At 61.6% G+C, this 20552-nt stretch carries 20 protein-coding genes; 9 read left to right on the forward strand and 11 right to left on the reverse strand.

Going from position 1 to position 20552, the window contains the following annotated elements; all coding sequences use genetic code 11:
* Positions 1 to 27 precede the first annotated feature (27 nt).
* From VEC01_RS05325 to VEC01_RS05335, 3 genes are all read right to left on the reverse strand, one after another.
* Positions 28 to 315 (reverse strand): PsiF family protein, encoded by a 288-nt coding sequence (locus VEC01_RS05325; protein WP_324899484.1) that lies wholly within the window; start codon positions 313 to 315, stop codon positions 28 to 30.
* 93 nt (positions 316 to 408) lie between these two features.
* Positions 409 to 1761 carry a tannase/feruloyl esterase family alpha/beta hydrolase gene (locus VEC01_RS05330; RefSeq protein WP_324899486.1) on the reverse strand — a complete coding sequence of 451 codons (1353 nt, stop codon included), beginning with the start codon at positions 1759 to 1761 and terminating at the stop codon, positions 409 to 411.
* A 131-nt stretch (positions 1762 to 1892) separates the two neighbouring features.
* Entirely contained in the window at positions 1893 to 3059 is a 1167-nt protein-coding gene (locus VEC01_RS05335) for an ABC transporter substrate-binding protein (protein WP_414691415.1), read from the reverse strand.
* Between the two features lie 292 nt (positions 3060 to 3351).
* On the opposite strand from VEC01_RS05335, the gene VEC01_RS05340 reads away from it, so the two are divergent.
* From VEC01_RS05340 to VEC01_RS05355, 4 genes are all read left to right on the forward strand, one after another.
* Positions 3352 to 4515: an ABC transporter substrate-binding protein gene (locus VEC01_RS05340; RefSeq protein ID WP_324899488.1), complete on the forward strand. Its 1164-nt coding sequence runs from the start codon at positions 3352 to 3354 to the stop codon at positions 4513 to 4515.
* A 249-nt stretch (positions 4516 to 4764) separates the two neighbouring features.
* Positions 4765 to 5820: a branched-chain amino acid ABC transporter permease gene (locus tag VEC01_RS05345; RefSeq protein ID WP_324899490.1), complete on the forward strand. Its 1056-nt coding sequence runs from the start codon at positions 4765 to 4767 to the stop codon at positions 5818 to 5820.
* The gene (locus tag VEC01_RS05350; protein WP_324899492.1) at positions 5817 to 7601 is read left to right on the forward strand and encodes a branched-chain amino acid ABC transporter ATP-binding protein/permease; all 1785 of its coding nucleotides are present in this window, start codon (positions 5817 to 5819) and stop codon (positions 7599 to 7601) included. The genes VEC01_RS05345 and VEC01_RS05350 overlap by 4 nt, the downstream gene beginning before the upstream one ends.
* 10 nt (positions 7602 to 7611) lie before the next feature.
* The gene (locus VEC01_RS05355) at positions 7612 to 8355 is read left to right on the forward strand and encodes an ABC transporter ATP-binding protein (protein WP_324899494.1); all 744 of its coding nucleotides are present in this window, start codon (positions 7612 to 7614) and stop codon (positions 8353 to 8355) included.
* Between the two features lie 141 nt (positions 8356 to 8496).
* Here the strand turns inward: VEC01_RS05355 and VEC01_RS05360 are convergent, their stop codons facing one another.
* The gene (locus tag VEC01_RS05360) at positions 8497 to 8784 is read right to left on the reverse strand and encodes a hypothetical protein (protein WP_324899496.1); all 288 of its coding nucleotides are present in this window, start codon (positions 8782 to 8784) and stop codon (positions 8497 to 8499) included.
* A gap of 758 nt (positions 8785 to 9542) precedes the next feature.
* The gene (locus VEC01_RS05365) at positions 9543 to 10070 is read right to left on the reverse strand and encodes a type II toxin-antitoxin system PemK/MazF family toxin (protein ID WP_324899498.1); all 528 of its coding nucleotides are present in this window, start codon (positions 10068 to 10070) and stop codon (positions 9543 to 9545) included.
* Between the two features lie 152 nt (positions 10071 to 10222).
* Between VEC01_RS05365 and VEC01_RS05370 the strand changes: the two genes are divergently transcribed.
* The 4 genes from VEC01_RS05370 to VEC01_RS20675 are packed head-to-tail and all read left to right on the forward strand — an operon-like array spanning position 10223 to position 11789.
* Entirely contained in the window at positions 10223 to 10417 is a 195-nt protein-coding gene (locus VEC01_RS05370; RefSeq protein ID WP_324899500.1) for a hypothetical protein, read from the forward strand.
* Between the two features lie 54 nt (positions 10418 to 10471).
* Positions 10472 to 10642 carry a hypothetical protein gene (locus VEC01_RS05375; protein ID WP_324899502.1) on the forward strand — a complete coding sequence of 57 codons (171 nt, stop codon included), beginning with the start codon at positions 10472 to 10474 and terminating at the stop codon, positions 10640 to 10642.
* A complete protein-coding gene (locus VEC01_RS05380; protein ID WP_324899504.1) occupies positions 10639 to 11493 on the forward strand; it encodes a hypothetical protein in 855 nt (284 codons plus the stop codon). Before VEC01_RS05375 ends, VEC01_RS05380 begins: the two co-directional genes overlap by 4 nt.
* Complete coding sequence (locus VEC01_RS20675; protein WP_422656546.1) at positions 11439 to 11789, forward strand: DUF7673 family protein; 351 nt, start codon at positions 11439 to 11441, stop codon at positions 11787 to 11789. The genes VEC01_RS05380 and VEC01_RS20675 overlap by 55 nt, the downstream gene beginning before the upstream one ends.
* Positions 11790 to 11948: 159 nt before the next feature.
* Here the strand turns inward: VEC01_RS20675 and VEC01_RS05390 are convergent, their stop codons facing one another.
* Together VEC01_RS05390 and VEC01_RS05395 are read right to left on the reverse strand one after the other, a co-directional pair.
* Positions 11949 to 12539: a hypothetical protein gene (locus tag VEC01_RS05390; protein WP_324899508.1), complete on the reverse strand. Its 591-nt coding sequence runs from the start codon at positions 12537 to 12539 to the stop codon at positions 11949 to 11951.
* A 486-nt stretch (positions 12540 to 13025) separates the two neighbouring features.
* The gene (locus VEC01_RS05395) at positions 13026 to 13211 is read right to left on the reverse strand and encodes a hypothetical protein (RefSeq protein ID WP_324899510.1); all 186 of its coding nucleotides are present in this window, start codon (positions 13209 to 13211) and stop codon (positions 13026 to 13028) included.
* Between the two features lie 270 nt (positions 13212 to 13481).
* Between VEC01_RS05395 and VEC01_RS05400 the strand changes: the two genes are divergently transcribed.
* Entirely contained in the window at positions 13482 to 13937 is a 456-nt protein-coding gene (locus tag VEC01_RS05400; protein WP_324899512.1) for a hypothetical protein, read from the forward strand.
* Between the two features lie 153 nt (positions 13938 to 14090).
* Here VEC01_RS05400 and VEC01_RS05405 read toward each other — a convergent pair whose 3' ends face one another.
* The 4 genes from VEC01_RS05405 to VEC01_RS05420 all read right to left on the reverse strand — a co-directional run bounded on the left by VEC01_RS05405 (position 14091) and on the right by VEC01_RS05420 (position 20551).
* The gene (locus VEC01_RS05405) at positions 14091 to 15641 is read right to left on the reverse strand and encodes an AAA family ATPase (RefSeq protein ID WP_324899514.1); all 1551 of its coding nucleotides are present in this window, start codon (positions 15639 to 15641) and stop codon (positions 14091 to 14093) included.
* A gap of 556 nt (positions 15642 to 16197) precedes the next feature.
* A complete protein-coding gene (locus VEC01_RS05410; protein WP_324899516.1) occupies positions 16198 to 17229 on the reverse strand; it encodes a hypothetical protein in 1032 nt (343 codons plus the stop codon).
* A 702-nt stretch (positions 17230 to 17931) separates the two neighbouring features.
* On the reverse strand, positions 17932 to 18693 hold the full coding sequence (gene drmC / locus VEC01_RS05415) for a DISARM system phospholipase D-like protein DrmC (RefSeq protein ID WP_324899518.1): 762 nt from the start codon (positions 18691 to 18693) through the stop codon (positions 17932 to 17934).
* 1 nt (position 18694) lies between these two features.
* Positions 18695 to 20551 carry a DUF1998 domain-containing protein gene (locus VEC01_RS05420; protein WP_324899520.1) on the reverse strand — a complete coding sequence of 619 codons (1857 nt, stop codon included), beginning with the start codon at positions 20549 to 20551 and terminating at the stop codon, positions 18695 to 18697.
* Between the last annotated feature and the right edge of the window lies 1 nt (position 20552).

Raw genomic sequence — 20552 nt, forward strand, 5'->3', positions numbered from 1 at the left:
GCCCCGCTCCGTCGACTGCAAGAGCGTTCAGCCCTTCTTCAGGCAATCGCTCATGAATTTCTTGCGCTCGTCGCCCTTCATGCCCTTCGCTTCGGCGTTGCAGGATTTCATCTTGTCCTGCTGCGTCTTTTGCGCTTCGCTGACTTTCGGCTTGCTGCTCAGGCATTCCTTCATGAAGGCCTTGCGCTCTTCGCCCTTCTTGTCGCCGGCTTCCTTGTTGCAGGTCGCCATCTTGTTTTGCTGTTCGGTCGCGGCGAACGCCGGGTTCAGCACGAACGGCAACGCGAAGAGGCAGGCGGCTGCGAGTTTTTTCATGTTCTTCTCCTTGTTCCAGTGCAACGATTGGTTAAGGTCGCTGGGGTACGACCGGTTTCATTACAACATAATTCGCCGGCGTCGGGTCACGCCCTACAACCCGCATTCGTTCGCCACATCGCCGGCGGGCGGCCGCGAAATCGTCCTGCTCTCCGGCGGCTTCACCTTGCCCTTGCCTTCCACCCAGCGCTCCAGCGCGACGAACGCGGCGCGGTAGCAGGGCGCGATCGGCCGCAGCCGGTCCGGGAACAGGTCATACAGCTGGTCGACATGGTTGCCGCCCTCCACCACGTAGTAGCGGTGCAGGTGGCCGCGCCCGCTGGACCTGACCAGCGCGGCATACGGATCGGAGTTGGTGCGGATCGGCAGCAGCGTGTCGAGCGTGCCGTGCAGCGTGATCATCGGCTTGCCGATGCGGCCGGTGAGCGACACCGAAGAGACAGCGCTCTTGACCGCCGGCGGCCGCTGCGCATAGTCGTAATCGGCATCGCAATACAGCGTGCCCGACGGGCAGAACGGCACGCCGGCTTCCAGCAAGCCGTCATAACCCGGGTCGATCTCTTCGCGATAGGTGCGCTGGGTCAGGTCCCAGTACACCGCGTAGTGGTGCTCCCACAGGAATTCCGATCCCGGCGCGAAGCCGGCGGCGATGATCCTGTCGTGCGCGTCGGCGCTCAGCGTGGCGCGATAAGCCGGATAGTATTTCAGCGCCGCCGGCAGGAAGGTGAACAGATTCGGCCCTTCCGGACGCCAGTGCGGCCCCTCCCAGTCGACGCCGCCGTCGTACAGGTCGGGCCGGTTTTCCAGCGCATGGCGCGTCAGGTAGCCGCCGTTGGAGATGCCGGTGATGTAGGTGTAGTCAGGCGCGCGCCCGTAGCGCTGCGCCACCACCTGCTTGGCCGCGACCGTCAGTTCGGTGACGCGGCGGTGCCACTCGGCGATCGCATCGCCGGGTGCCGCGCCGTCCTTGTAGAAGCTGGTGCCGCTGTTGCCCTTGTCGGTGGCGGCGAACGCATAGCCGCGCGCCAGCACCCAGTCGCTGATCAGGTAATCGGTGGCGTACTGCCGGCGCACGCCGGGCGCGCCGGTGACCACCAGCTTGCCGTTCCAGTTGTCGGGCAGGCGGATCACGAATTGCGCGTCATGGTTCCAGCCCTTGTAGGCATTGGTGGTGGAGGTGTCGGGGAAGTAGCCGTCGATCTGTATCCCGGGCACCGCGCCGGGCGGGTTGCGCGTCGCCTGCGAATGCAGCGGCAGCCAGTCGCTGGCGTCGGTGTGGCCGCTCGCGGTGAGATAGGGGGTGGTCAGGTCGTCGAGGCAGGCGGCCTCCTGCTTTTCGGCGCCGGGGACGGTGAGCAGATTGAGTTTCGAACAATCGGCGGCAAAGCTTGCGGCCGACAGCAGTCCGGCACCCAGCGCAAGCGCGATGCGGGCGTGCAGCTTCATGCATGTCTCCTCGTTGTTGGAATGTCCTTTCGACAACAGAGGAGGAGACGGGTTCGAGGGATGCGGCCCGGAACCGGCGCGGCCGCGTCGATTTCTTGAGCGGGAGCAAAGGGTGCCGGCTGCCCCCGTCGCTAGCCGCCGTACGCGTAGGTGAATTTGTTCCCCTGGACGCGTCCCATCACCCGCGAACGCTGGTCGAGGCCGACATGGTCGGTCGGACTCATGTTGATCACGCCCTGCGGCACGGTCAGGTTCTTCGTGTTTTCCAGCGCGTTGCGCAGCGCGGCGCGGAACTGCTTCGTGCCGGGCTGGCCGGCCTTCAGCGCCTGCGGCACCGCGTTGGCGATCAGCATCCACGCACCCCAGGCGTCGGCCGCGAACTGCGTGATCTTGTCCGGACCGTAGGCGGCTTCATACAGCTTGACGAATTCGAGCGCGGTCTTCTTCACCGGATTGGTGTCTGGCAACTGCTTCGCGACCACCGCCGGCCCGGTCGGGAAAAAGGTTCCCTCGACATCCTTGCCGCCGACCTTCAGGAACTCCAGCGTGCCGATGCCATGCGTCTGGTAGATGCGGCCGCCGTAGCCGCGCTCGACCAGCGTCTTCTGCGGCAGCACCGCCGGCGTCGCCGAACCGGCCACCAGCACCGCGTCGGGCCTGGCCGACATGATCTTCAGGACCTGGCCGGTGACCGAGGTATCGTTGCGCGCATAACGCTCGCCGGCGACGACCTTCAGCTTGCGCAGCTCGGCGAACTTCGAGAACTCGCGCCACCAGCCTTCGCCATACGCGTCGGCGAAGCCGATGAAGCCGACCGTCTTCACGCCGTTTTCCGCCATGTGCTGGGTCAGGATGCTGGCCATGTGCGAATCGTTCTGCGGCATCTTGAAGGCCCACGCGCGCTTCGCATCCATGGGCTCCACGATGGACGCCGATGCCGCCAGCGTGATCATCGGCGTTTCGGCTTCGGCGGCCACGTCCAGCATCGCCAGCGCATTCGGCGTGGTGTTGGGGCCGACGATCACGTCCACGTTTTCTTCCGCGGTCAGCTTGCGCGCGTTGCGCACTGCATTGGTCGGGTCGGAGCCGTCGTCGAGGATCAGGTACTGCACCTTCTGCCCGGCGATCTCCTTCGGCCAGAGCAGCATCGCGTTTTTCGACGGGATGCCGATCGCGGCCGCCGGTCCGGTGGTGGAAATCGTCACGCCGACCTTGAGCTGCGCCAGGGCGGACAGTGGGAACGCGGCGAGCGGCATGACGGCGATGGCGAGACGGCGCAGCAACGGGAAAAAGCGCATGGATGGTCCTTTGATCAAACAGTCGGGGGATGGAGTCGGCTAATGTTGGCAGGAAGGCCATGGTTTTCGCAAGCCCGACCAAGGGGAGACCGGGGCAGGCTTCGTCGAAAAACCGCCTTCCTCACGATTTTTCGACGGGAAAAATTGGGTTAGAACAAATAATATGCTGCCGTGACGGGCAATGCCTTGTTACTATAGCTGCCGTGCAACATAGAGACGTTGCACGGCAGACAACGGAGACGGAGCAGATCGCCAGGATGTGCTCCGGGATTCAAACCACGGAGATCACACCATGAAACAGAAGTACTTGAGCGCCCTGCTTCCCGCACTGTTTTCCCTCGCGCTGTCGGCCCCGGCCTTCGCGCAGATCAAGGTCGGCGTCACCGTTTCCGCCACCGGCCCGGCCGCCTCGCTCGGCATCCCGGAAAAGAACACCTTTGCGCTGCTGCCGAAAACCATCGCTGGCAAGAGCGTCGAATACATCGTGCTCGACGACGCCACCGATTCGACCACCGCGGTCAAGAACATGCGCAAGCTGGTCTCCGAGGACAAGGTCGACGTGGTGATCGGCTCCACCGTCACCCCCGGCTCGCTGGCGATGCTCGACGTCGCGCAGGAAACCGGCACACCGATGATCACGATGGCCGCCTCCGCCTCCATCATCGAGCCGGTCGAAGGCAAGCGCCGCTGGGCCTTCAAGACGCCGCAGAACGATTCCCACATGTCGACCGCGCTGACCGAGCACATGGCCAATGCCGGCATCCGGACGGTCGCCTTCATCGGCTTTACCGACGCCTATGGCGAAGGCTGGTACCGCGAGTTTTCCAAGCTGGCCGAACTGCGCAAGATCAAGGTGGTCACCGACGAGCGCTTCGCCCGCGCCGACACGTCAGTCACTGGCCAGGTACTGAAGATCATGAGCCTGAATCCGGACGCGGTGCTGATCGCCGGTGCCGGCACCCCGGCCGCGCTGCCGCAGAAGACGCTGAAGGAGCGCGGCTACAAGGGCAAGATCTACCAGACCCACGGCGTGGCCAACAACGACTTCCTGCGCGTGTGCGGCAAGGATTGCGAAGGCACCTGGCTGCCGTCCGGCCCGATCCTGGTGGCCGACCAGCTGCCGGATTCCAACCCGGTCAAGCAATCCGCGCTGGCGTACAAGGCCGCTTATGAAAAAGCCTACGGCCCTGGCAGCGTGTCGACCTTCGGCGGCCACGCCTGGGATGCGGGCGCGCTGGTCGCCGCCGCCGCCCCCGAGGCGCTGAAGAAGGCGCAGCCGGGCACCAAGGAATTCCGCGCAGCGATGCGCGATGCGCTGGAAAACGTGAAGAACCTGGCCGGCGCGCACGGCATCTTCAACATGAGCGCCACCGACCACCTCGGCCTGGACCAGCGCTCGCGCGTGATGGTGCAGATCGTGGACGGCAAGTGGAAGCTGGGCGGCGAGGCGAAGTAAAAGCGCACGCAGGGCACATGTGCACCCTGCACCTCATGGATCGTAGGGTGGGTTGAGCGTAGCGAAACCCACCATGCGCACCGGTGGCCACTGATGGTGGATATCGCTACGCTCTACCTCGGCGGCCCCACCCACCCTACGGAACAAGCAGTATGCCGAGCGTGAGCTGCGCCGCCCGCACCACCCCGCTCTCCAAGGTGCGCCGAAGGCTTGCGCCCTTTTCCCGGCTTTAAACACGCAGGAATCAGAATGGATTTATCGATTGCCGCCATCCTCGCGCAGGATGGCGTTTCCACCGGCGCGATCTACGCGCTGCTGGCGCTGGCGCTGGTGCTGGTGTTTTCCGTCACCCGCATCATCTTCATCCCGCAGGGCGAATTCGTCGCATTCGGCGCGCTGACGCTGGCGGCCATGCAGTCCGACAAGTTCCCCGAATCGGCGACGCTGCTGTGCGCGCTCGGCGGGCTGAGCTTCGCGCAGGAAGCGGTCGCCATCCTCGGCAACCAGGAACGGCGGCGCGGCGCGGGGCGCGACCTGCCGCTGGCGTTCGCAAAATTCGTCGTGCTGCCCGGCGCCATCTACTTCGTCACGAAATCCGTGGGCAGCGCCGCCCTGCCGCTGTTTTTCCAGGTGCTGCTGACGCTGGCGATCGTGGTGCCGATGGGCCCGATGATCTACCGCCTCGCGTTCCAGCCGCTGGCCGAGGCCAGCACGCTGGTGCTGTTGATCGTGTCGGTCGGCGTGCACCTGGCGATGCTCGGCATCGGGCTGGTGATCTTCGGCGCGGAAGGCTCGCGCACCACGCCGTTCTCCGATGCGCGCTTCGACGTCGGCGCGCTGGCGGTATCCGGTCAGAGCCTGGTGATCCTGGGCGTGTCGCTGGCGCTGATCGTCGCGCTCTACCTGTATTTCGACCGCACCCTGTCCGGCAAGGCGCTGCGCGCGACCGCCGTCAACCGCCTCGGCGCGCGCCTGGTCGGCATCGGCACCACCCAGGCCGGCCGCCTCGCGTTCACGCTGGCGGCTGCAATGGGCGCGCTGTGCGGCGTGCTGATCGCGCCGCTGACCACGGTCTACTACGACAGCGGCTTCCTGATCGGCCTGAAGGGCTTCGTCGGGGCAATCATCGGCGGCCTCGTGAGCTACCCGGTGGCCGCCGCCGGCGCAATCCTGGTCGGCCTGCTGGAGTCGTATTCCTCGTTCTGGGCCAGCGCCTTCAAGGAGGTGATCGTGTTCACCCTGATCATCCCGGTGCTGCTGTGGCGCTCGCTGACGACCAGGCATGTGGACGAAGGGGAGGAATGATGAACCGTTACTTCGCCCTCTTCATCGCCGCCGTCGCGCTGGTTCCGCTGCTGCCGACGCCGGAGTTCTGGATCACCCTCGCCAACTACATCGGCATGTCGGCGATCGTCGCGCTCGGCCTGGTGCTGCTGACCGGCGTCGCCGGCCTGACCTCGTTCGGGCAGGCCGCCTTCGTCGGCCTCGGCGCGTATGCGACTGCCTACCTGTCGACCCGGTACGGGCTGTCGCCCTGGATCGGCCTGGCGGCCGGCATCGCCATCACGGCCGCCACCGCCTTCCTGCTCGGCGCGATCACGATGCGCCTGTCCGGCCACTATCTGCCGCTGGGCACGATCGCCTGGGGCCTGTCGCTTTACTTCCTGTTCGGCAACCTGGACTTCCTCGGCAAATACGACGGGCTGACCGGCATCGCGCCGATCACGCTGTTTTCCGTCACGCTCAGCAGCGGGCGCGACATGTACTACCTGATCTGGCTGGTGGTGATCCTGGCGGTGATCGCGCTGCAGAACCTGCTCAATTCCCGCCCCGGGCGCGCGATCCGCGCGCTCAACACCGGCGGCGTGATGGCCGAGGCGATGGGCATCAATACCGCGTCGATGAAGATTGCCGCCTTCGTGCTGGCCGCGCTGCTGGCCAGCATTTCCGGCTGGCTGTATGCGCACCTGCAGCGCGCGATCAATCCGACGCCGTTCGGCCTGAACACCGGCATCGAATACCTGTTCATGGCGGTGGTCGGCGGCGCCGCGCATGTGTGGGGCGCAATCGTCGGCTCGGCGCTGCTGACGGTGCTCAAGGACCAGCTGCAATCGGTGCTGCCGAAACTGCTCGGCGCCAGCGGCAATTTCGAAGTGATCGTGTTCGGCATCATGATGGTGCTGCTGCTGCAGCGTACCCGCCACGGCCTGTGGCCTGCCTTGCGCCAGTGGCTGCCGGCAAAGCCGGCCGCGGTCGCGCCGCAGCAGGCCGCTGCGCTGCCGATGCGCGCCAGGCACCAGGCCGGCGAAATCGTGCTGCAGGTCAAGGGCGCAACCAAGACCTTCGGCGGCCTGGTCGCGGTCAACGAACTGTCTTTCGAGGTGAAAGCCGGCGAGATCATGGGGCTGATCGGCCCCAACGGCGCCGGCAAGTCCACCATGTTCAACCTGGTCACCGGCGTGCTGGCGGCCACCCGCGGCGAAATCCGCTTCCGCTCGCACGGCGAGCTGCGCCGCATCGACACGCTGCCGTCGCGCGAAATTGTAAAGCTCGGCATCGCGCGCACGTTCCAGCATGTGCGGCTGCTGCCGACCATGACGGTGCTGGAGAACGTCGCGCTCGGCGCTCATCTGCGCGGCGCGCACGGCAATGTCGCCGGCATCGCCGCCAGTATCCTGCGCCTGAACCGCGCGGAGGAACAGACGCTGCTGTTCGAGGCGAAGCGGCAGCTCGAGCGGGTCGGCCTCGGCCATGTGCTGTACGAGGAAGCCGGCAGCCTGTCGCTCGGCCAGCAGCGCATCGTCGAGATCGCCCGCGCGCTGTGCTGCGACCCGACGCTGCTGCTGCTCGACGAGCCGGCCGCCGGCCTGCGCTACAAGGAAAAACAGGCGCTCGCGGACCTGCTGCGCAAGCTCAAGGAAGAAGGCATGAGCATCCTGCTGGTCGAGCACGACATGGATTTCGTGATGAACCTGACCGATCGGCTGGTGGTGATGGAATTCGGCACCAGGATCGCCGAAGGCCTGCCGGCCGAGGTGCAGAAGGATCCGGCGGTGCTGGAAGCCTACCTGGGCGGCGTGGAATGAAGGAAAGACGATGACACCGATACTCGAAGTGCGCGACCTGCATGTCGCCTATGGCAAGGTCGAGGCGCTGCACGGGGCCAGCCTGACCGTCGGCGCCGGCCAGATCGTCACGGTAATCGGCCCCAACGGCGCCGGCAAGTCGACCATGCTCAATGCCATCGCCGGCACACTGCCGGCCAGCGGCGCCGTGCGCGGCGCCGTGGTGCTGCGCGGCCACGTCCTGACCGGCGTGCCGATCGAAGCGCGGGTCGCGCGCGGCATGAGCCTGGTGCCGGAAAAGCGCGAGCTGTTCGCCACGATGACGGTGGAAGACAACCTGCAGCTGGGCAGCTACCGCCGCCACAAGACGGGCGAAAGGAATTACGCCGACCAGATGGGCGTGGTGTACGAGCTGTTCCCGCGGCTGAAGGAGCGCCGCGCGCAGGAAGCCGGCACGCTGTCCGGCGGCGAGCGCCAGATGCTCGCGCTCGGCCGCGCGCTGATGGCCAAGCCGGATCTGCTGATGCTCGACGAACCCAGCCTTGGCCTGGCGCCACTGATCGTCAAGGAAATCTTCCAGATCATCGTGCGCCTGAAGCAGACCGGCGTGGCGATCCTGCTGGTGGAACAGAATGCGCACGCGGCGCTGCAGGTGGCCGACCATGCGTACGTGCTGGAGACCGGCGAGATGGTGCTGCAGGGGCCGGCGCAGCAGGTGGCGAATGATCCGAAGGTGATCGAGACCTATCTGGGGCTGGGGAAGAAGACGGCGTAACGCAGCACGGGGTGACGCCGACTTCGTACCGGCAAGGGACTGCAGTGTCGCAGCACGGCGCCGGCCAGCGGATCTTCCACGTCAGGCTGGCGTTGCGCGAACGGGCGACGTCCAGGCGCGGCGGAGCACGATAGACCATCCTCAGACCTTGTCATGCACCTTTTTCGCCGCTCGGGCAGTAAGGCCGGTGAGGCGGAATACCCGGCGCAACGGCAAAAGCACGCATCCGCCTACGGGACGGCGCCACCGGATCACCAGCAGCGACAACAAGATCCATCCGGGGTTGATGCTGCAGGTCGCAACGAGCGTCGAGCGCGACGCGTCCACATACTTCGCAATTGCCGCCCCGACGGCTTTTGAAAGCGCCGTGTGTTCGTTCACCAGTTCCGGCGTGTTCGGCGCGTCCCATCCATCGCTCGTGGCCGACATGTGGCGGTTCCATCACGCGTACCGCTCGTCGCCAATGCCCGACTCCGAATCGATACGGAAGGATTTACTGGCGGCGAGGGGGCAAGCAACAACTACGGAAACTTTCCCTGCTTGCGTTGGCGACCGCGCTACAGACACGGCCCTATGCGGAGGGAATGTCTTGGGAATGGAGATGGAATGGCGCGGCTGGCGGGGATCGAACCCACGACCCTTGGCTTCGGAGGAAAGAAATCGTAGTCAAACTGTTGATTTCATTGGTTTTTTATATTTATGCTCTCCCCCAATCCTGCTACGTAATGCAACGTACAGCACTGCACATTTCCCCCAAATTTCCCCCATCTGACCACGCCTCCTTTACTGAACAGCCCGGACACGGACGTTAAGACGGCCTTCCCCCCGGACGTGGCGCAGGCGCCGCGCACCAGGTGGGCGCCTGTTGGCAGTCGGCGGTGTGGCCTTGCTTAAGCATTGAGCAGCGGCGCAAGCAACTGCCCGGCGTCGATAAGCTGCTGCGTCTGCTGCCGAAAAAGGCGATCGCTCTTAGTCCGGGCGCATCACGCCTATTCGACAGGGGTTGAAATTCCCAGGCTAGAAATGACAAAGGGCGCCGAAGCGCCCTGTTCACAGAGGCAGCAGGCTTGTCGTCGCCGGTCGCTGCACCTGGCTCTTCTTGCGAAGAGGCTCACAAGTCCCAATTGGGTACCGGGGTATTATCCCACAATTAACCAAAATGTACAGGGGCCCCCTTTGAGGGAAATCTATTCGGTTTCCTTTGGGGTGATAACGGTGGCTTCAACTGCCCGGGGCGCTTCCGCGTTCGAGATGGCTTCGGCAGCCTCAATGACCGCATGGGCTGCGTTGTTGGCCACAATGGTGTTTCGAAGTTGCAGCGCGTTGACGACACCCAGCCGTATTGCCTTCAAATCCCTGTCAGCGATCACTGGCACGACGCGCTCGCGCTTATTGTTTTTCAGGCGGTCCATACGCTCGATGGACACTGTCGCCACCATATCGCACTTTGCCCAGCATCGCTTCGCTGCGTAGGCCGGTACCGGGTTGGTGGGCAGCTGGTAGTGGTAAGCCTCTTCGAAGTCCGGCTCAGTCGTGCTGAGTGGCACCACGGTAACAAGACGGCAATTACCCTTGTTGCGCGCGATGACGACAACCGGACGGCGCTTCACCATCTCGGGTTCCACAAAACCTTCGAAACTGCACATCAGCACACTGCCGACCTTCGGTTGAAACATCAGGGCCATAAATTCTTTCAAGCTAAATGACTCGCTCATTATAAGTCGCCAATGACAATCTCCTGACGCGCTTACATCAGCCTGTTGAATGAACTGCAACTGCGTTTGCGGATGAGCCAATCCAATTTGCGCAGCGGTTGTCCAGCGGGAGATCCCGTCTATGGCAGGCGTAGCAAGATGAATCAGGCTGATTGCAAGCAATTTCGAATGGCAGTGATGTGCTGGTTATTGGCAGCCACTGGCTGGTCACCGGCGCGACGGTGGCACATCGCATCGTCCACGTTAAAAGTGGTTTTTCCAAGCCCTCAAACCAAAAGTCCGAAATCTCGTTTACCGTCGAAGCGGCTGATTTTCGTCCCGAAACCCGCATGAATATTAGGTTTTAAGGAACTTGCGCTGGATACTTATATCTAGACGGTAGGTGTTGCATCAGTTAAAAAGTGGAAATCACTTTTATGGAGGTTGCTTTGCCAACACTGAATTCTCACCTGATCGCCGCTGCGGCCGCGATCGATCCTACGAATCTGGCCATGATCGTCGTCGGCGTGGTCGCCCTGGCGGCCATCTGGCTTGCTGCTACCGCTATCAAGGGAGCGAAGACAAAGAAATGACCGCACTGGACGAAACCTGGGCGAAAATGCCCTGTACTTGGCAAACCGATGCACGGGTTCACGCCGTGATCCGCAGCACCCCTTGCGGGGAGGCGATCGCGGCCCTGAAGCTCTATATCGCGTTCTGTCTGAAAGCGAACTACAAGGCAAAGGAAGAACTGCCGGCGCCCGGCTGTGTCAGGGCTAGCCTCACGCAGCTGTGTACGTTGATCAGGACGTCGCGCCCGATGGTGGTCGAGGGGTTGCGTCACCTGGAGAGCTGGGGATTGATCAACAAGCTGGGCGGACGCCCGGCGGTCTACCAGCTGTGCAACTACGAAAACCCGAAGTACTGGACCAAGCTGCCGAAGTTCTACCTGTTCGGCGACAGGTATAAACGGCGCGAGGTCAAGGCCATTACCGCCTTACCAAATCGCGAGGCAGCCACCGTGGACGCATTGCAGATGTACCTGTACCTGGCTTCGGTGCGCGACAAAAACACGCACAAGGCCACGGTCACTTACGACAAGATGCAACAAGTGCTGAAGCTGGGGCGGAATCAGATCTCGCACGGCATTTCCACGCTCACCGGTCACGAGCTGATCACGGCTCGCCGTGAGGGTGATCTCACCAAGCTGCCGTCCAATGTTTACTGGTTGCGCGGCACCTATGCTGATCCAGTGACCCGGGCGGAGCGTTCGGGGCAGGCTGCCAATGACTTCAGTGCCGTGGTCGATGTGGACGCTGACATCGGACAGCCGTCGCCAACCAGTGCCGAAAGCGCTCCAATAGGCAGTGCAATGGCGCGAGATCCTGCATGGGCAAAGGGGCTCTTGAAAAGGCTCATGGCAGGCACGGCAGATCAGGACTGAAAAAACACCCTTACCGAGCCGCAACGCGCCGCACTGCTGCGCCTGATCGACATAGCCAAGCGGCACAGCGGCACAGCGGCCAGCCGCGCCACGTCGCCAATTTTCTGTTGGTCGTAACGGACGCCCACCAGTACGGCGCTTGGAATCCGCGCTACCTGTTGAGCGTCTTGATCAACATTGCCGATGACATGGTAACGGTGGTCGCCGCGCTGGCCTATTACGATTTTTCGGTGTACGACCTTGGCCTGCAGGATGATTTCGAAACCATCGCGCTTCAATGGCGGCCGGAGTCGTAGTGGGGCGGGGTGTACAGCGCTGCAACCTGTTGGTGTCGAAGTCGGTCCGCGCAGCATAAAAGCAAGCCACGTTCGATCAGGGAACCACCATAGCCGAACCAATCATGGCCGCCATACTCATCGAAGTAGATACTCATCGTTCGCCAAGATCATGGTCGCCTAGAGCACGATCTTCAGGCTCAGTTGGCGCGCTATCGCGTGCGAAGACCAATGGGCGCTCCAGCGCGCCTTGAAGGCTGGCCGCTTGGCCGCCGGATGCAGCACGCAAGTTGTGCGCGACAGGTGGCCGTATTCCCGGTGCGCCGGGTTGCCGCATAGGAGGATATGGCGCGCCTTGGCAAATACCGGCAGGTTGATCACGCGCGCGCGCAGGAACACGGACAGGGTGTGCGCGGTGCGCTTGCCGCCGACATACGTATAGGCGGCATTGAGGAAGACGATGCCGTACTGCTCGGCCAGAAACAGGAACAGTTCGCGCGGCGTGTCAAACAGGTCCTGGGCGCGCATCATGTCGATGCCGAGCGCATCGAGGACCGTGAAGCCGGCGCCGTTGCGCTTGCGCTGCTCGGCCCAAGTCCGTTTGCAGAACGGGATACGCGTGGCGCCGGTCGGAAACCAGTCGATGCCGACGATGGCGAGGTGAATGCGCCCGCGGCGGCGCAGGATGCGGGCATAGGCGGGGTCAAGCTGGGGCACCGGCGCGCAGAGGGCGGTTGCGGCGTGGCTGATGGCGATCGTTGTGGCGTGCATGGAAGGTTCCTTCGCGTGGAGTGAAGTCGGTCCATTCAAGGTAGCCTGGTCGCGCCTGGCGCGTCTAGCCCCCCTGTTTTGCTCGCGCAAGCAGGCCGCCGCGGCGCGTCAAGGAGAGCCGCCAACGCAACCGGGCCGGTTTCCCCGGCGCGCACGGCGGCTCCGCAAAAATATTTGCGGCGGTCGGCGTTTTTACAACAGCGGTATCGGTTTGACCCCTGTAAGTGTCTATGCGGCCAGCATTGCATCTACGGAATGTCATCGTCAGGCCCCGACCTGGCGCGTCCAAGCGCCCGCAGTTCATCGACGAACGGACGAGCGTTCAGGCGGTGATGATCTAGGATCAAGCAACCGTCCGGATTGTCGTCGACGATCATAACAAAGGGTCGGGCTTGGAGGAGTGGTGGAGATGAAGTGCGAACTTTTAGACCTTAGACTTGGGACGGCGTTTCAAAAAAAAAGCCGCCCGGAGGGCGGCATCAAAGCTTACTTTTCACCTCCCTTCCACGCGCGCATCGCGTCAGCTGCTGCGGATAGCAACTTAGTCACTGCGCCGAGGATTAGCAGGAACAGCACGCCGCCGATCACGTCGGCTGATAGTACTGCGAGGGTGGTTTTGAGGAAGGAGGACACCAATAAAGATGCAGCCTTCAGAAAAGCAATAGTTGTCATGATAAAAATTGTCAGGGATTTCTTGTGTGGCGCAGCCGTTGCCCCCTTTTTAAGCCGTACTGAGCAGGCACGTCTAGGCAGGGCGACCAATTCACCCGGCTTCTTCCGTGCTTGATGTAACGGTGACGGATAACGGACTGTTCGTCAATTTTTGAATTGATGTTAAAAAACAATTTCCAGATTTACTTTTGAAAACGTCTTTTATCACGAGTAAATCCGCGCATTTATCTACATCGCCTTTACACAATCCCATTTTGGTAGACAAATAAATTGCAGGTCGACAAAAACGCTAAGATCTTCCCGGTGGAGGACGAGAAGAAGCGTTGGCGTAGCCATCGCGCCGTATGTCGGGAGGTCCACCTCTTGTCGAATCCTTGCGACGACCGGCCGGAATCTCACCTGGAATTCCTGCGCGGCGGCGTGATTAGGGCAAAGAAGCGGGGCGGCGTGGAAAGCCTGCGCGGCGCGCAATCGATTGAGGTCTTCGGCCTGCGGCGCACCGACCTCGTGGAACAGCGGGGCGAAAGGGAACGGCTCGTGCGCACGGCCATTGAGCGCGCGCTAAAAGCGGAGGAAATCGCGGTGGGCGAACTTAGAGCCGAGCGGCGTAAGGAACAGGAACAACTGGCCACGGACCTGTTGAACGACGCCCGTAAGTTGCTCGAAGCTCAGCAGCCATACTTGGCCGTCGCACGCGCCGTCTTTAAGGAATATGGACTGAAATAGTGCATTCAGGCAGCCGTCGGACCGGTCTTGGTCGCGGGTCGCCCTACCCGCCCGGCTCCGACCCTTTATCGGATACAGGTCGTACGGTTTTGAAAGACCTATTCAACGCGACGGCAGGTGCGAAGCGCTGGATAGGAAGGCGACTATTTCGTTTTAAAGAAAACCGAGTCTGGTTTTACGGACGTTTCCCAGAACGCCGGCAATGTCGTCTGCGGCAATTATTAGGCGGTCCGCATAAACGGCACGGCCCAATGCCTCCCGCAGCGCCTTGCGGATCGACCGGGGCGGGTGATGTGCGAGCACCGCCAATGCCTCCTCGGTCAGCTGTACGCCAGCAGCTGCACGAGGCAATTCCGCGCACAGGGACTGCCACAGCTGCAGTGCAATCGACATCGCCTGCGTCGCCGTCAGTGGCGGAATGGAAAATACCCGCAGACGATTGCGAATTGGGGCAGGCAGCCTGTGCGCGTCATTCGACGTGCAGACCCATACCACACAAGACGCGTTGATCTTTAACCAAGGGTGACATTTATCCCGAAATCGAGAGGCGCTGTCGCATTCCAAAAGGGCGTGAAGCGGAGCCAGGGGGTCGAAACGAAGGTCGGCGCTGGCTTTCTCCACTTCGTCGAGCACGATCACGGGGTTGGCATATTGTCCATATACCAACAGCTGAAACAGCTCCCCCGGATGGCCGTTTGCCCAAAATCGGCTGCTGCCTGCAATCGCACTGTTCTCCTGCTCTGCAGAGACATCAATTGTGTGAGAACTGGTACCCAGCAATTCTGCAACGCGTTGGGCAAGAAGGCTTTTACCCACGCCGGGGGGGCCATCCAGCACCACGGGGGACAGCTGTAGGACAGTTCCCTCGCGTTCGGCCAATACGATGGACGCGCGCAGGTAGTCGAGATAATGGACGCAATTTGGAAACTGCGCTTCTAAGTGGTCCACCTGTTCCCGCCAGGACGGGCCAGGCGTGGCGAGTTTGCGATGGATGCCAGACCGGCGCAGATGGTTGATCACTTCGGCTACTGCAGCACGTTCCTCGCTGTCCTTCACGCGCTGCTCGAAGGTGGCGGCATACGCATCGATTTCCTCCGCAGAGAACAGAGCCACCTGCTGCGCCAGCTCTGCTGGGCGCGGCCAGGCGAGTAGCGTGGGGGGAGGCAGGTCCGCGTCGCGCAGCGATGGAATCCCGTCAGCCTCGACACAGTTGGCATCAATGTCCGCCGTGCTCGTCTTTGCATCCTCGCGCACACTGGACGCAGCATCTTCGAATTCGTCATCAAAGTCGACCAAATCAAACAGGTCGTCAGTAGTCGTGTCCGTACTGTCATCGTCGCAGGTGCCGACCGAGCACTCCTGCTCATTACACCAGTCAAGCAGCAACTGTCCGGATCGCCGCCGCGCCGGGTCCGGGGACCGGCACAGGTATTGGGCAAGGTCGCGTGCCGCGCGAAGGTCCGAAGCAACTAGGGCGCACATCTGGCGGATGAAGCGCTCGGGCTTCTTCGCATATTTGGTCAGCAGGACGATTGCCGACGACCGTGGAATGAAGAGCGAATTGTTCTGTTCCTGGATACCGGATTCTTCTGCTTCGGTGTCGTGAATGCCAAGGCTGCTAGGCAGGGTGCTCGACGCCTGATTTGCATGATTCGCCTGCATGACGGTGCGCGTCAATTGCATGGAAAGCGCTTGGTGATTCATGAAACTCCCTTGCACAAAAAATGAGCAGCAGATCGGGTATGCGCGCTGCTCAAGAGAGCAAGCACGCAAGCAATGGACTTAGTTATAGTCGCATCCGCCGAAAGCGCAAGGTGCAAAGCGGGCACCGCTTACAATGAGCTGCCCAGGCATTGCGCCGATCTGCGTAGGGCTACTGCCCGCGAATGACGAGGCCGCGATGTGGACCGATTCGCGTCACTGAAGCAGCCGGCTTGCGCTCAGACTCCCCTTGTGGCAAGGACAAGGCAATTGCATCTGTCCATGCTGCGCGATCAAGGTACGGTTTTAGATTAGTGAGCCCGACCGGATTGACCGATCGCGGAGGCACGCGTGGGAAATGACACAGCAGGCATCTGCTGTCACCCTGGGGCAGTAGTGCCGACTCCCTGGTGGTCCAGGACGGTGGTTCGTTTGCCGGCGCGCCCACATCGCGGTGCTATATCTGCGCTGTGGGAGGTTATAGCGTTCGAGTCTCTGGGTCATGCAAAAGATGGTGCTGCCGAACCTGAGCAGACCGGCAGCACGATGGCTTGAGCCTCTACGGATGAACTTTCTTTACAAACGTGTGCAGGGGCTCGGCGCCGGATCGCGATGAGTTTCGATTGAGGACCGCCTCGACGTCCCCATTACTGGGGCGCACACCTGCAACACCGCTGGCACTCCATCGTTCGGCATAATGACGACCGGCGGTTTCAATGGAGGCATGCCCCATCAGCGCGGCAACCTCTGCCTGACTGAACATGGTTTTCACACTGGCGGCGAACATGTGGCGCGCGGTATAGAGAGTTGGGTGCCGGACGTCTTTCGGAAACACGCGGTCTGCGGCATCACGGATGAGCTGACGGCAGGCTTCATACATCTTCTCGAAGCGCTCCTGTCGCGCGTACCCCTGTACTCGCACGAGATGGCGCACGATCAGAGCACGCTGCCAGCCATCGAGATCAGCCAACAGAATGGTGCGGTTTGGGCCATGGCTACGGCCGTTGGTGGCTTTCGCGTTTTGTACCCGTAGCGCACTCAGCCCGTCACTGTCGATCAGTTCGGCACGGCACCACTCGCAAGGGCGTAGGCCGGTCAGCGCTCCAGCCATGAACCAATCGCTGGTTGCATCGGCCCACTGGCTGCGCGATGTGTGCAGTTCTGCCAGTAGGCGGTTGACTTGTGCCTTGGAAAACCGTTTTGCTTTTTGCTGGCCGCCGACCGGCCGTCCCTCTTTACGTTGTCGACGCTCTTCTTGCATCGACATCTGGCGCCGCATACGGTCCTCAGCGTCCTCTCCGACGTGATACAGCATTTCCAACGCCTGGGTGACAGCCTCGTCATCAAGTTGCTGCAGGCCGAAAACGAGTGAGGCCCGGTAGGTGCGCGCGGTCGCGGCCGACCAGCTTGCCTCCCGCGCCAAGAAGATTGCTACCATACGTACCGGTTCTGGCACCGTTGCATCGGCCATGCCGGCATCAAGAGCTTGTTGTGCCAGCTTGCGGAACATGGCAAACAGCTGACGATACCGCTGCTCGGTCTGTGCGGTCCTGGTTACCAGAGTCTGCTGCTTGGTGTCGCTTGTCGTCATAGAGCCTCCTGGTCGCAAAAGCATGGATGGAAACGTTTCAACGGCGAACTTGCAGTGTGCTTCCCACGGTGCATTGGGTAGCGAGTGTCCCGGGGGCTATCCCTATGTTAATGGGTCAAAAAGCGGCACCCCCGTTATGTGTGTGGATTGGGCTATGGCGCCTAACCCGCCAATACCCTATTCAGTGTAGTCGCCTGCAATGACACAAAAGTCTTGCAGAGACGCTTTCGCACGTTTGGTACGAACGACTCGCAGGACTGGCTGCTCAGGAAATCAAAAAATGTAGGGGTAGCGACCGGTTACTCTCAGAAGTAGGACTTTTCGGAGTGTGGTCACCGCAGGGGCCGGCTGAAGAGGCTGTCAAACCGTCCGCGTGGGATACGTTGCAAAGATGAATAAAGAATAGGCAAGGCGGCTCAGGCGCGCGGCGCGTGCCTCCTCCCAAAACTGAAGAACCAGACCAAGTCTGTATGCTGCATCGCCCTGCCGTTTTGGCGTTCCGAAAACAATACGTGTTTGAGCTTTCGCCGCTCGCGTTGACGCGCTAATACATCAGCACATTCAGAACAGCGCGGTGTTCACATTGCAGATGGTGCAAAACCACCTGCCTTCACACTTCGGTGCAGGATGCCTTGGGAATTGGCAGGGTTCTTGAACAGCACACTACCCTTTATCTACATCAACGAACAATAGTTCTTGATCCTACACCGATGAAACCAATTTCGTATCGACCAAGAATCCCAAGTGGTCACTCAATAGTTGGGGAATGTGGCCTCCTGAGATGAGAACGCCAGCCTCCATGTTTTTATCCATCGCATGCCCAGTCAAGTTCGCACTGGTGATCAAACACATCCTGCCATCAGCTACAGCGACTTTGGCATGGACGCGCCCGTCGATGAAGGGAGCGGCCTTGTCTCGCCAGGCGTAGAGTCGCGAGGCGGGGACTTGCGTCCTCATCTTACCTATCGCGTCGAAGCTGATGCTTCCACCGTGGTCCTGAGATAATTCGAGTAGCATGGAAATGACTACTCCCCGGTCATTTGCCACATTTAGCGCCTTGACGATGCTCGCGACGTCATAGGCAACGAAGCTGGTGATGAACAAGGTATGCTCAGCTGCATTGATGACTTGCAATAGTGCTTGCTCTGTTCGACGAGCCGATACGAAGGGCGTCGTCGGTCCCGTCCAGACGAGTTCGGTGGATTGCTGGTTCGCAGCCTTAATGAAGACATGGCCGGCGGCGAGCAGCATTGATGCGAGTTCCTCGGCACTGACAGTGGTCGCGCGCCAAGCATCAACGAGCTGATCCACGACTCCAGCCGCCGCAGGCGTGCCGACTACGCCAGACAGTGTGCTGCCTACTTTGCTGGTATCGGTCCGGCGAATCCGACTGGCTATGGCGTGCACCTTTTCAGGAGACACCAGACAGACCACGGCCGCGACGGCGTCCAAAAGCTTTTCCATTTCATAATCCCTGGAAGAAAGCCGCGTCGATTCGTTCCAGCGTCGGAACCAACAATGACCGGTCCAGATAGCGATTGCCGCGTTCGCAGGAGGTCTCCGCCACCAAGCTACAGGCGTGACATGCCGCAGCATGAAGGGAGCGATCTTTCTCGGGATCATGCTCAGAACAAAGCGGATCAGATGAGCAGATCTTCGAACGATTCAATGCTTGTCTTAACAGGCGCCCGAGGTTTTCCGGCTTGCCGAGATCGACGAGACCTCCCAGCGTCCCATCGGAGTCGGCCGCCGCCGTGTAGATGAGGATGCCCGCTTGCGGGTCGGCGCCCGACCCGTCGGCATAGATGCGTTCGCGGATGCTCGCCGCGTTGTAGCCGCATTCCAGCGCCAGTTCGCGGATGAGCAGGTGTGAAAGTGTGTGGAGCATGGCGTACCGGATACCGGGGTAGCCCTCGTCTGGGTCGAGGCGGCGTGCGTTGCGCCATCCCCGATGCCCACCTTCAAGCATTCTATCCACTCGATTGACGCCATCCTGCGCTTCCCACGTGCGCAGTGCGGCTTCGTCGAATTGGATGAAGATGCCCTCACCGTGAACCTGATTGGCAGGAACCCAATCTGGCTTGCGGCGCGCGAGGCCCGCCATTTGGGGGCGCTCGTTAGGATCGCTGGCTTCTTCGGGTGCTTCCACACGGGTGAAGCCTAATAGTGCGTTGACTTCGCGGAGCCGCTCAAGCAGTAACACTTTGTTGATCCGATTCTCGAAGCCAGGTGGCGTGGCCACCTTCTTGCTCATGAAGTGTGGGTAGTCAGAAGGCGGATTGGCAGACGTCAGCACCTCCCATTCCGGCCCCTTGATGTCTGCCTCACCGTCGACCTCCTCTCCACCGCCGTTGCGCTTGGCTTCGATGGCCGCCCAGATATCCGATGCCGAGTACTTGTCGATGCCCGGTAAGGCCCCAGTCTTTTTCAGCGTCTTTACCGTCACGGCGACGGCGGCCTCAGAGTCCAGATCATCGAAGAACTCCCACCCATCCTGAAGGAGTTGGCCGAGTGGGTCTTTGGCCTGTGGGATGGCGAGCGCGGACAGCGTGATTGGGAACCAGCTGTTCGTCGAACCCAGCAGGACGGCCCGTGCCTCTTCGTCACACTCTTCGTCGAAATGATCGAGGTGAGGATGCCTGCCTCGGCAGCTCGGCAGGTTTTCCTTTCCAGCCTTGCCAAAGGCATGTGCCATGCTGCGCGACGCGCCACAAGCATCGCACTTCACCCATAGGTTTTCCGTCTGCAACGAGGCTCCGCTTTCAAAGAAGCGCAGTGTCCCCTTGCACGAGCTGTTGCCGCCATGGACGAAGTAATGCCAAGGGAAATCGTCGAGGTGGCCATCGCGGCAGGCCAAGAGGAAACGCGCCGGAACCGCATCGGCATCCTTCGCGGGCTGGTCACCCTTGGAGCCCCTGCATCCCTTGTGGACGAAGCGGGTTCGTTCTGGACGGAAGCGGTTTTCCTTGATCTCGACCAGGCCCGCATCGAAGGGCGATAGCAGACCACACTTCACGCAGCGCATCCAGCGCGGAAACGGACGGACGGGGACACCAATGTTCGCTTCCGCCGACCACGGGTCGACGAGCTCGCTCTTCTGAAAAGGGGGGACGCGCAGATTCTCGACCTGTGGCCCGAGGATCTTGCGGACGGCGGCGAGCAGTCGCGGCTCGACGATGGGCTGGCACCTGTCTTTCTCCCATTGGTCAATGCCCAGCGTCACCACCGAGAGGCTCGGCAAGTCGATCAGGGCGCCGGGTCCGTATGTCCAGAGCAGTTGACTGGGTCGGACTTCTCCGACGGGTGTTCGATTCGTAGTCATG

Origin of the sequence: Noviherbaspirillum sp. (assembly GCF_035627455.1) — a bacterium.
Classification (GTDB): Bacteria; Pseudomonadota; Gammaproteobacteria; order Burkholderiales; family Burkholderiaceae_D; genus Noviherbaspirillum.

Coding starts and splice junctions, on each gene's coding strand:
- VEC01_RS05325 (WP_324899484.1), bottom strand. CDS start 315: ATGAAAAAACTCGCAGCCGCCTGCCTCTTCGCGTTGCCGTTCGTGCTG.
- VEC01_RS05330 (WP_324899486.1), bottom strand. CDS start 1,761: ATGAAGCTGCACGCCCGCATCGCGCTTGCGCTGGGTGCCGGACTGCTG.
- VEC01_RS05335 (WP_414691415.1), bottom strand. CDS start 3,059: ATGCGCTTTTTCCCGTTGCTGCGCCGTCTCGCCATCGCCGTCATGCCG.
- VEC01_RS05340 (WP_324899488.1), top strand. CDS start 3,352: ATGAAACAGAAGTACTTGAGCGCCCTGCTTCCCGCACTGTTTTCCCTC.
- VEC01_RS05345 (WP_324899490.1), top strand. CDS start 4,765: ATGGATTTATCGATTGCCGCCATCCTCGCGCAGGATGGCGTTTCCACC.
- VEC01_RS05350 (WP_324899492.1), top strand. CDS start 5,817: ATGATGAACCGTTACTTCGCCCTCTTCATCGCCGCCGTCGCGCTGGTT.
- VEC01_RS05355 (WP_324899494.1), top strand. CDS start 7,612: ATGACACCGATACTCGAAGTGCGCGACCTGCATGTCGCCTATGGCAAG.
- VEC01_RS05360 (WP_324899496.1), bottom strand. CDS start 8,784: ATGTCGGCCACGAGCGATGGATGGGACGCGCCGAACACGCCGGAACTG.
- VEC01_RS05365 (WP_324899498.1), bottom strand. CDS start 10,070: ATGAGCGAGTCATTTAGCTTGAAAGAATTTATGGCCCTGATGTTTCAA.
- VEC01_RS05380 (WP_324899504.1), top strand. CDS start 10,639: ATGACCGCACTGGACGAAACCTGGGCGAAAATGCCCTGTACTTGGCAA.
- VEC01_RS20675 (WP_422656546.1), top strand. CDS start 11,439: ATGGGCAAAGGGGCTCTTGAAAAGGCTCATGGCAGGCACGGCAGATCA.
- VEC01_RS05390 (WP_324899508.1), bottom strand. CDS start 12,539: ATGCACGCCACAACGATCGCCATCAGCCACGCCGCAACCGCCCTCTGC.
- VEC01_RS05395 (WP_324899510.1), bottom strand. CDS start 13,211: ATGACAACTATTGCTTTTCTGAAGGCTGCATCTTTATTGGTGTCCTCC.
- VEC01_RS05405 (WP_324899514.1), bottom strand. CDS start 15,641: ATGAATCACCAAGCGCTTTCCATGCAATTGACGCGCACCGTCATGCAG.
- VEC01_RS05410 (WP_324899516.1), bottom strand. CDS start 17,229: ATGACGACAAGCGACACCAAGCAGCAGACTCTGGTAACCAGGACCGCA.
- drmC (WP_324899518.1), bottom strand. CDS start 18,693: ATGGAAAAGCTTTTGGACGCCGTCGCGGCCGTGGTCTGTCTGGTGTCT.
- VEC01_RS05420 (WP_324899520.1), bottom strand. CDS start 20,551: ATGACTACGAATCGAACACCCGTCGGAGAAGTCCGACCCAGTCAACTG.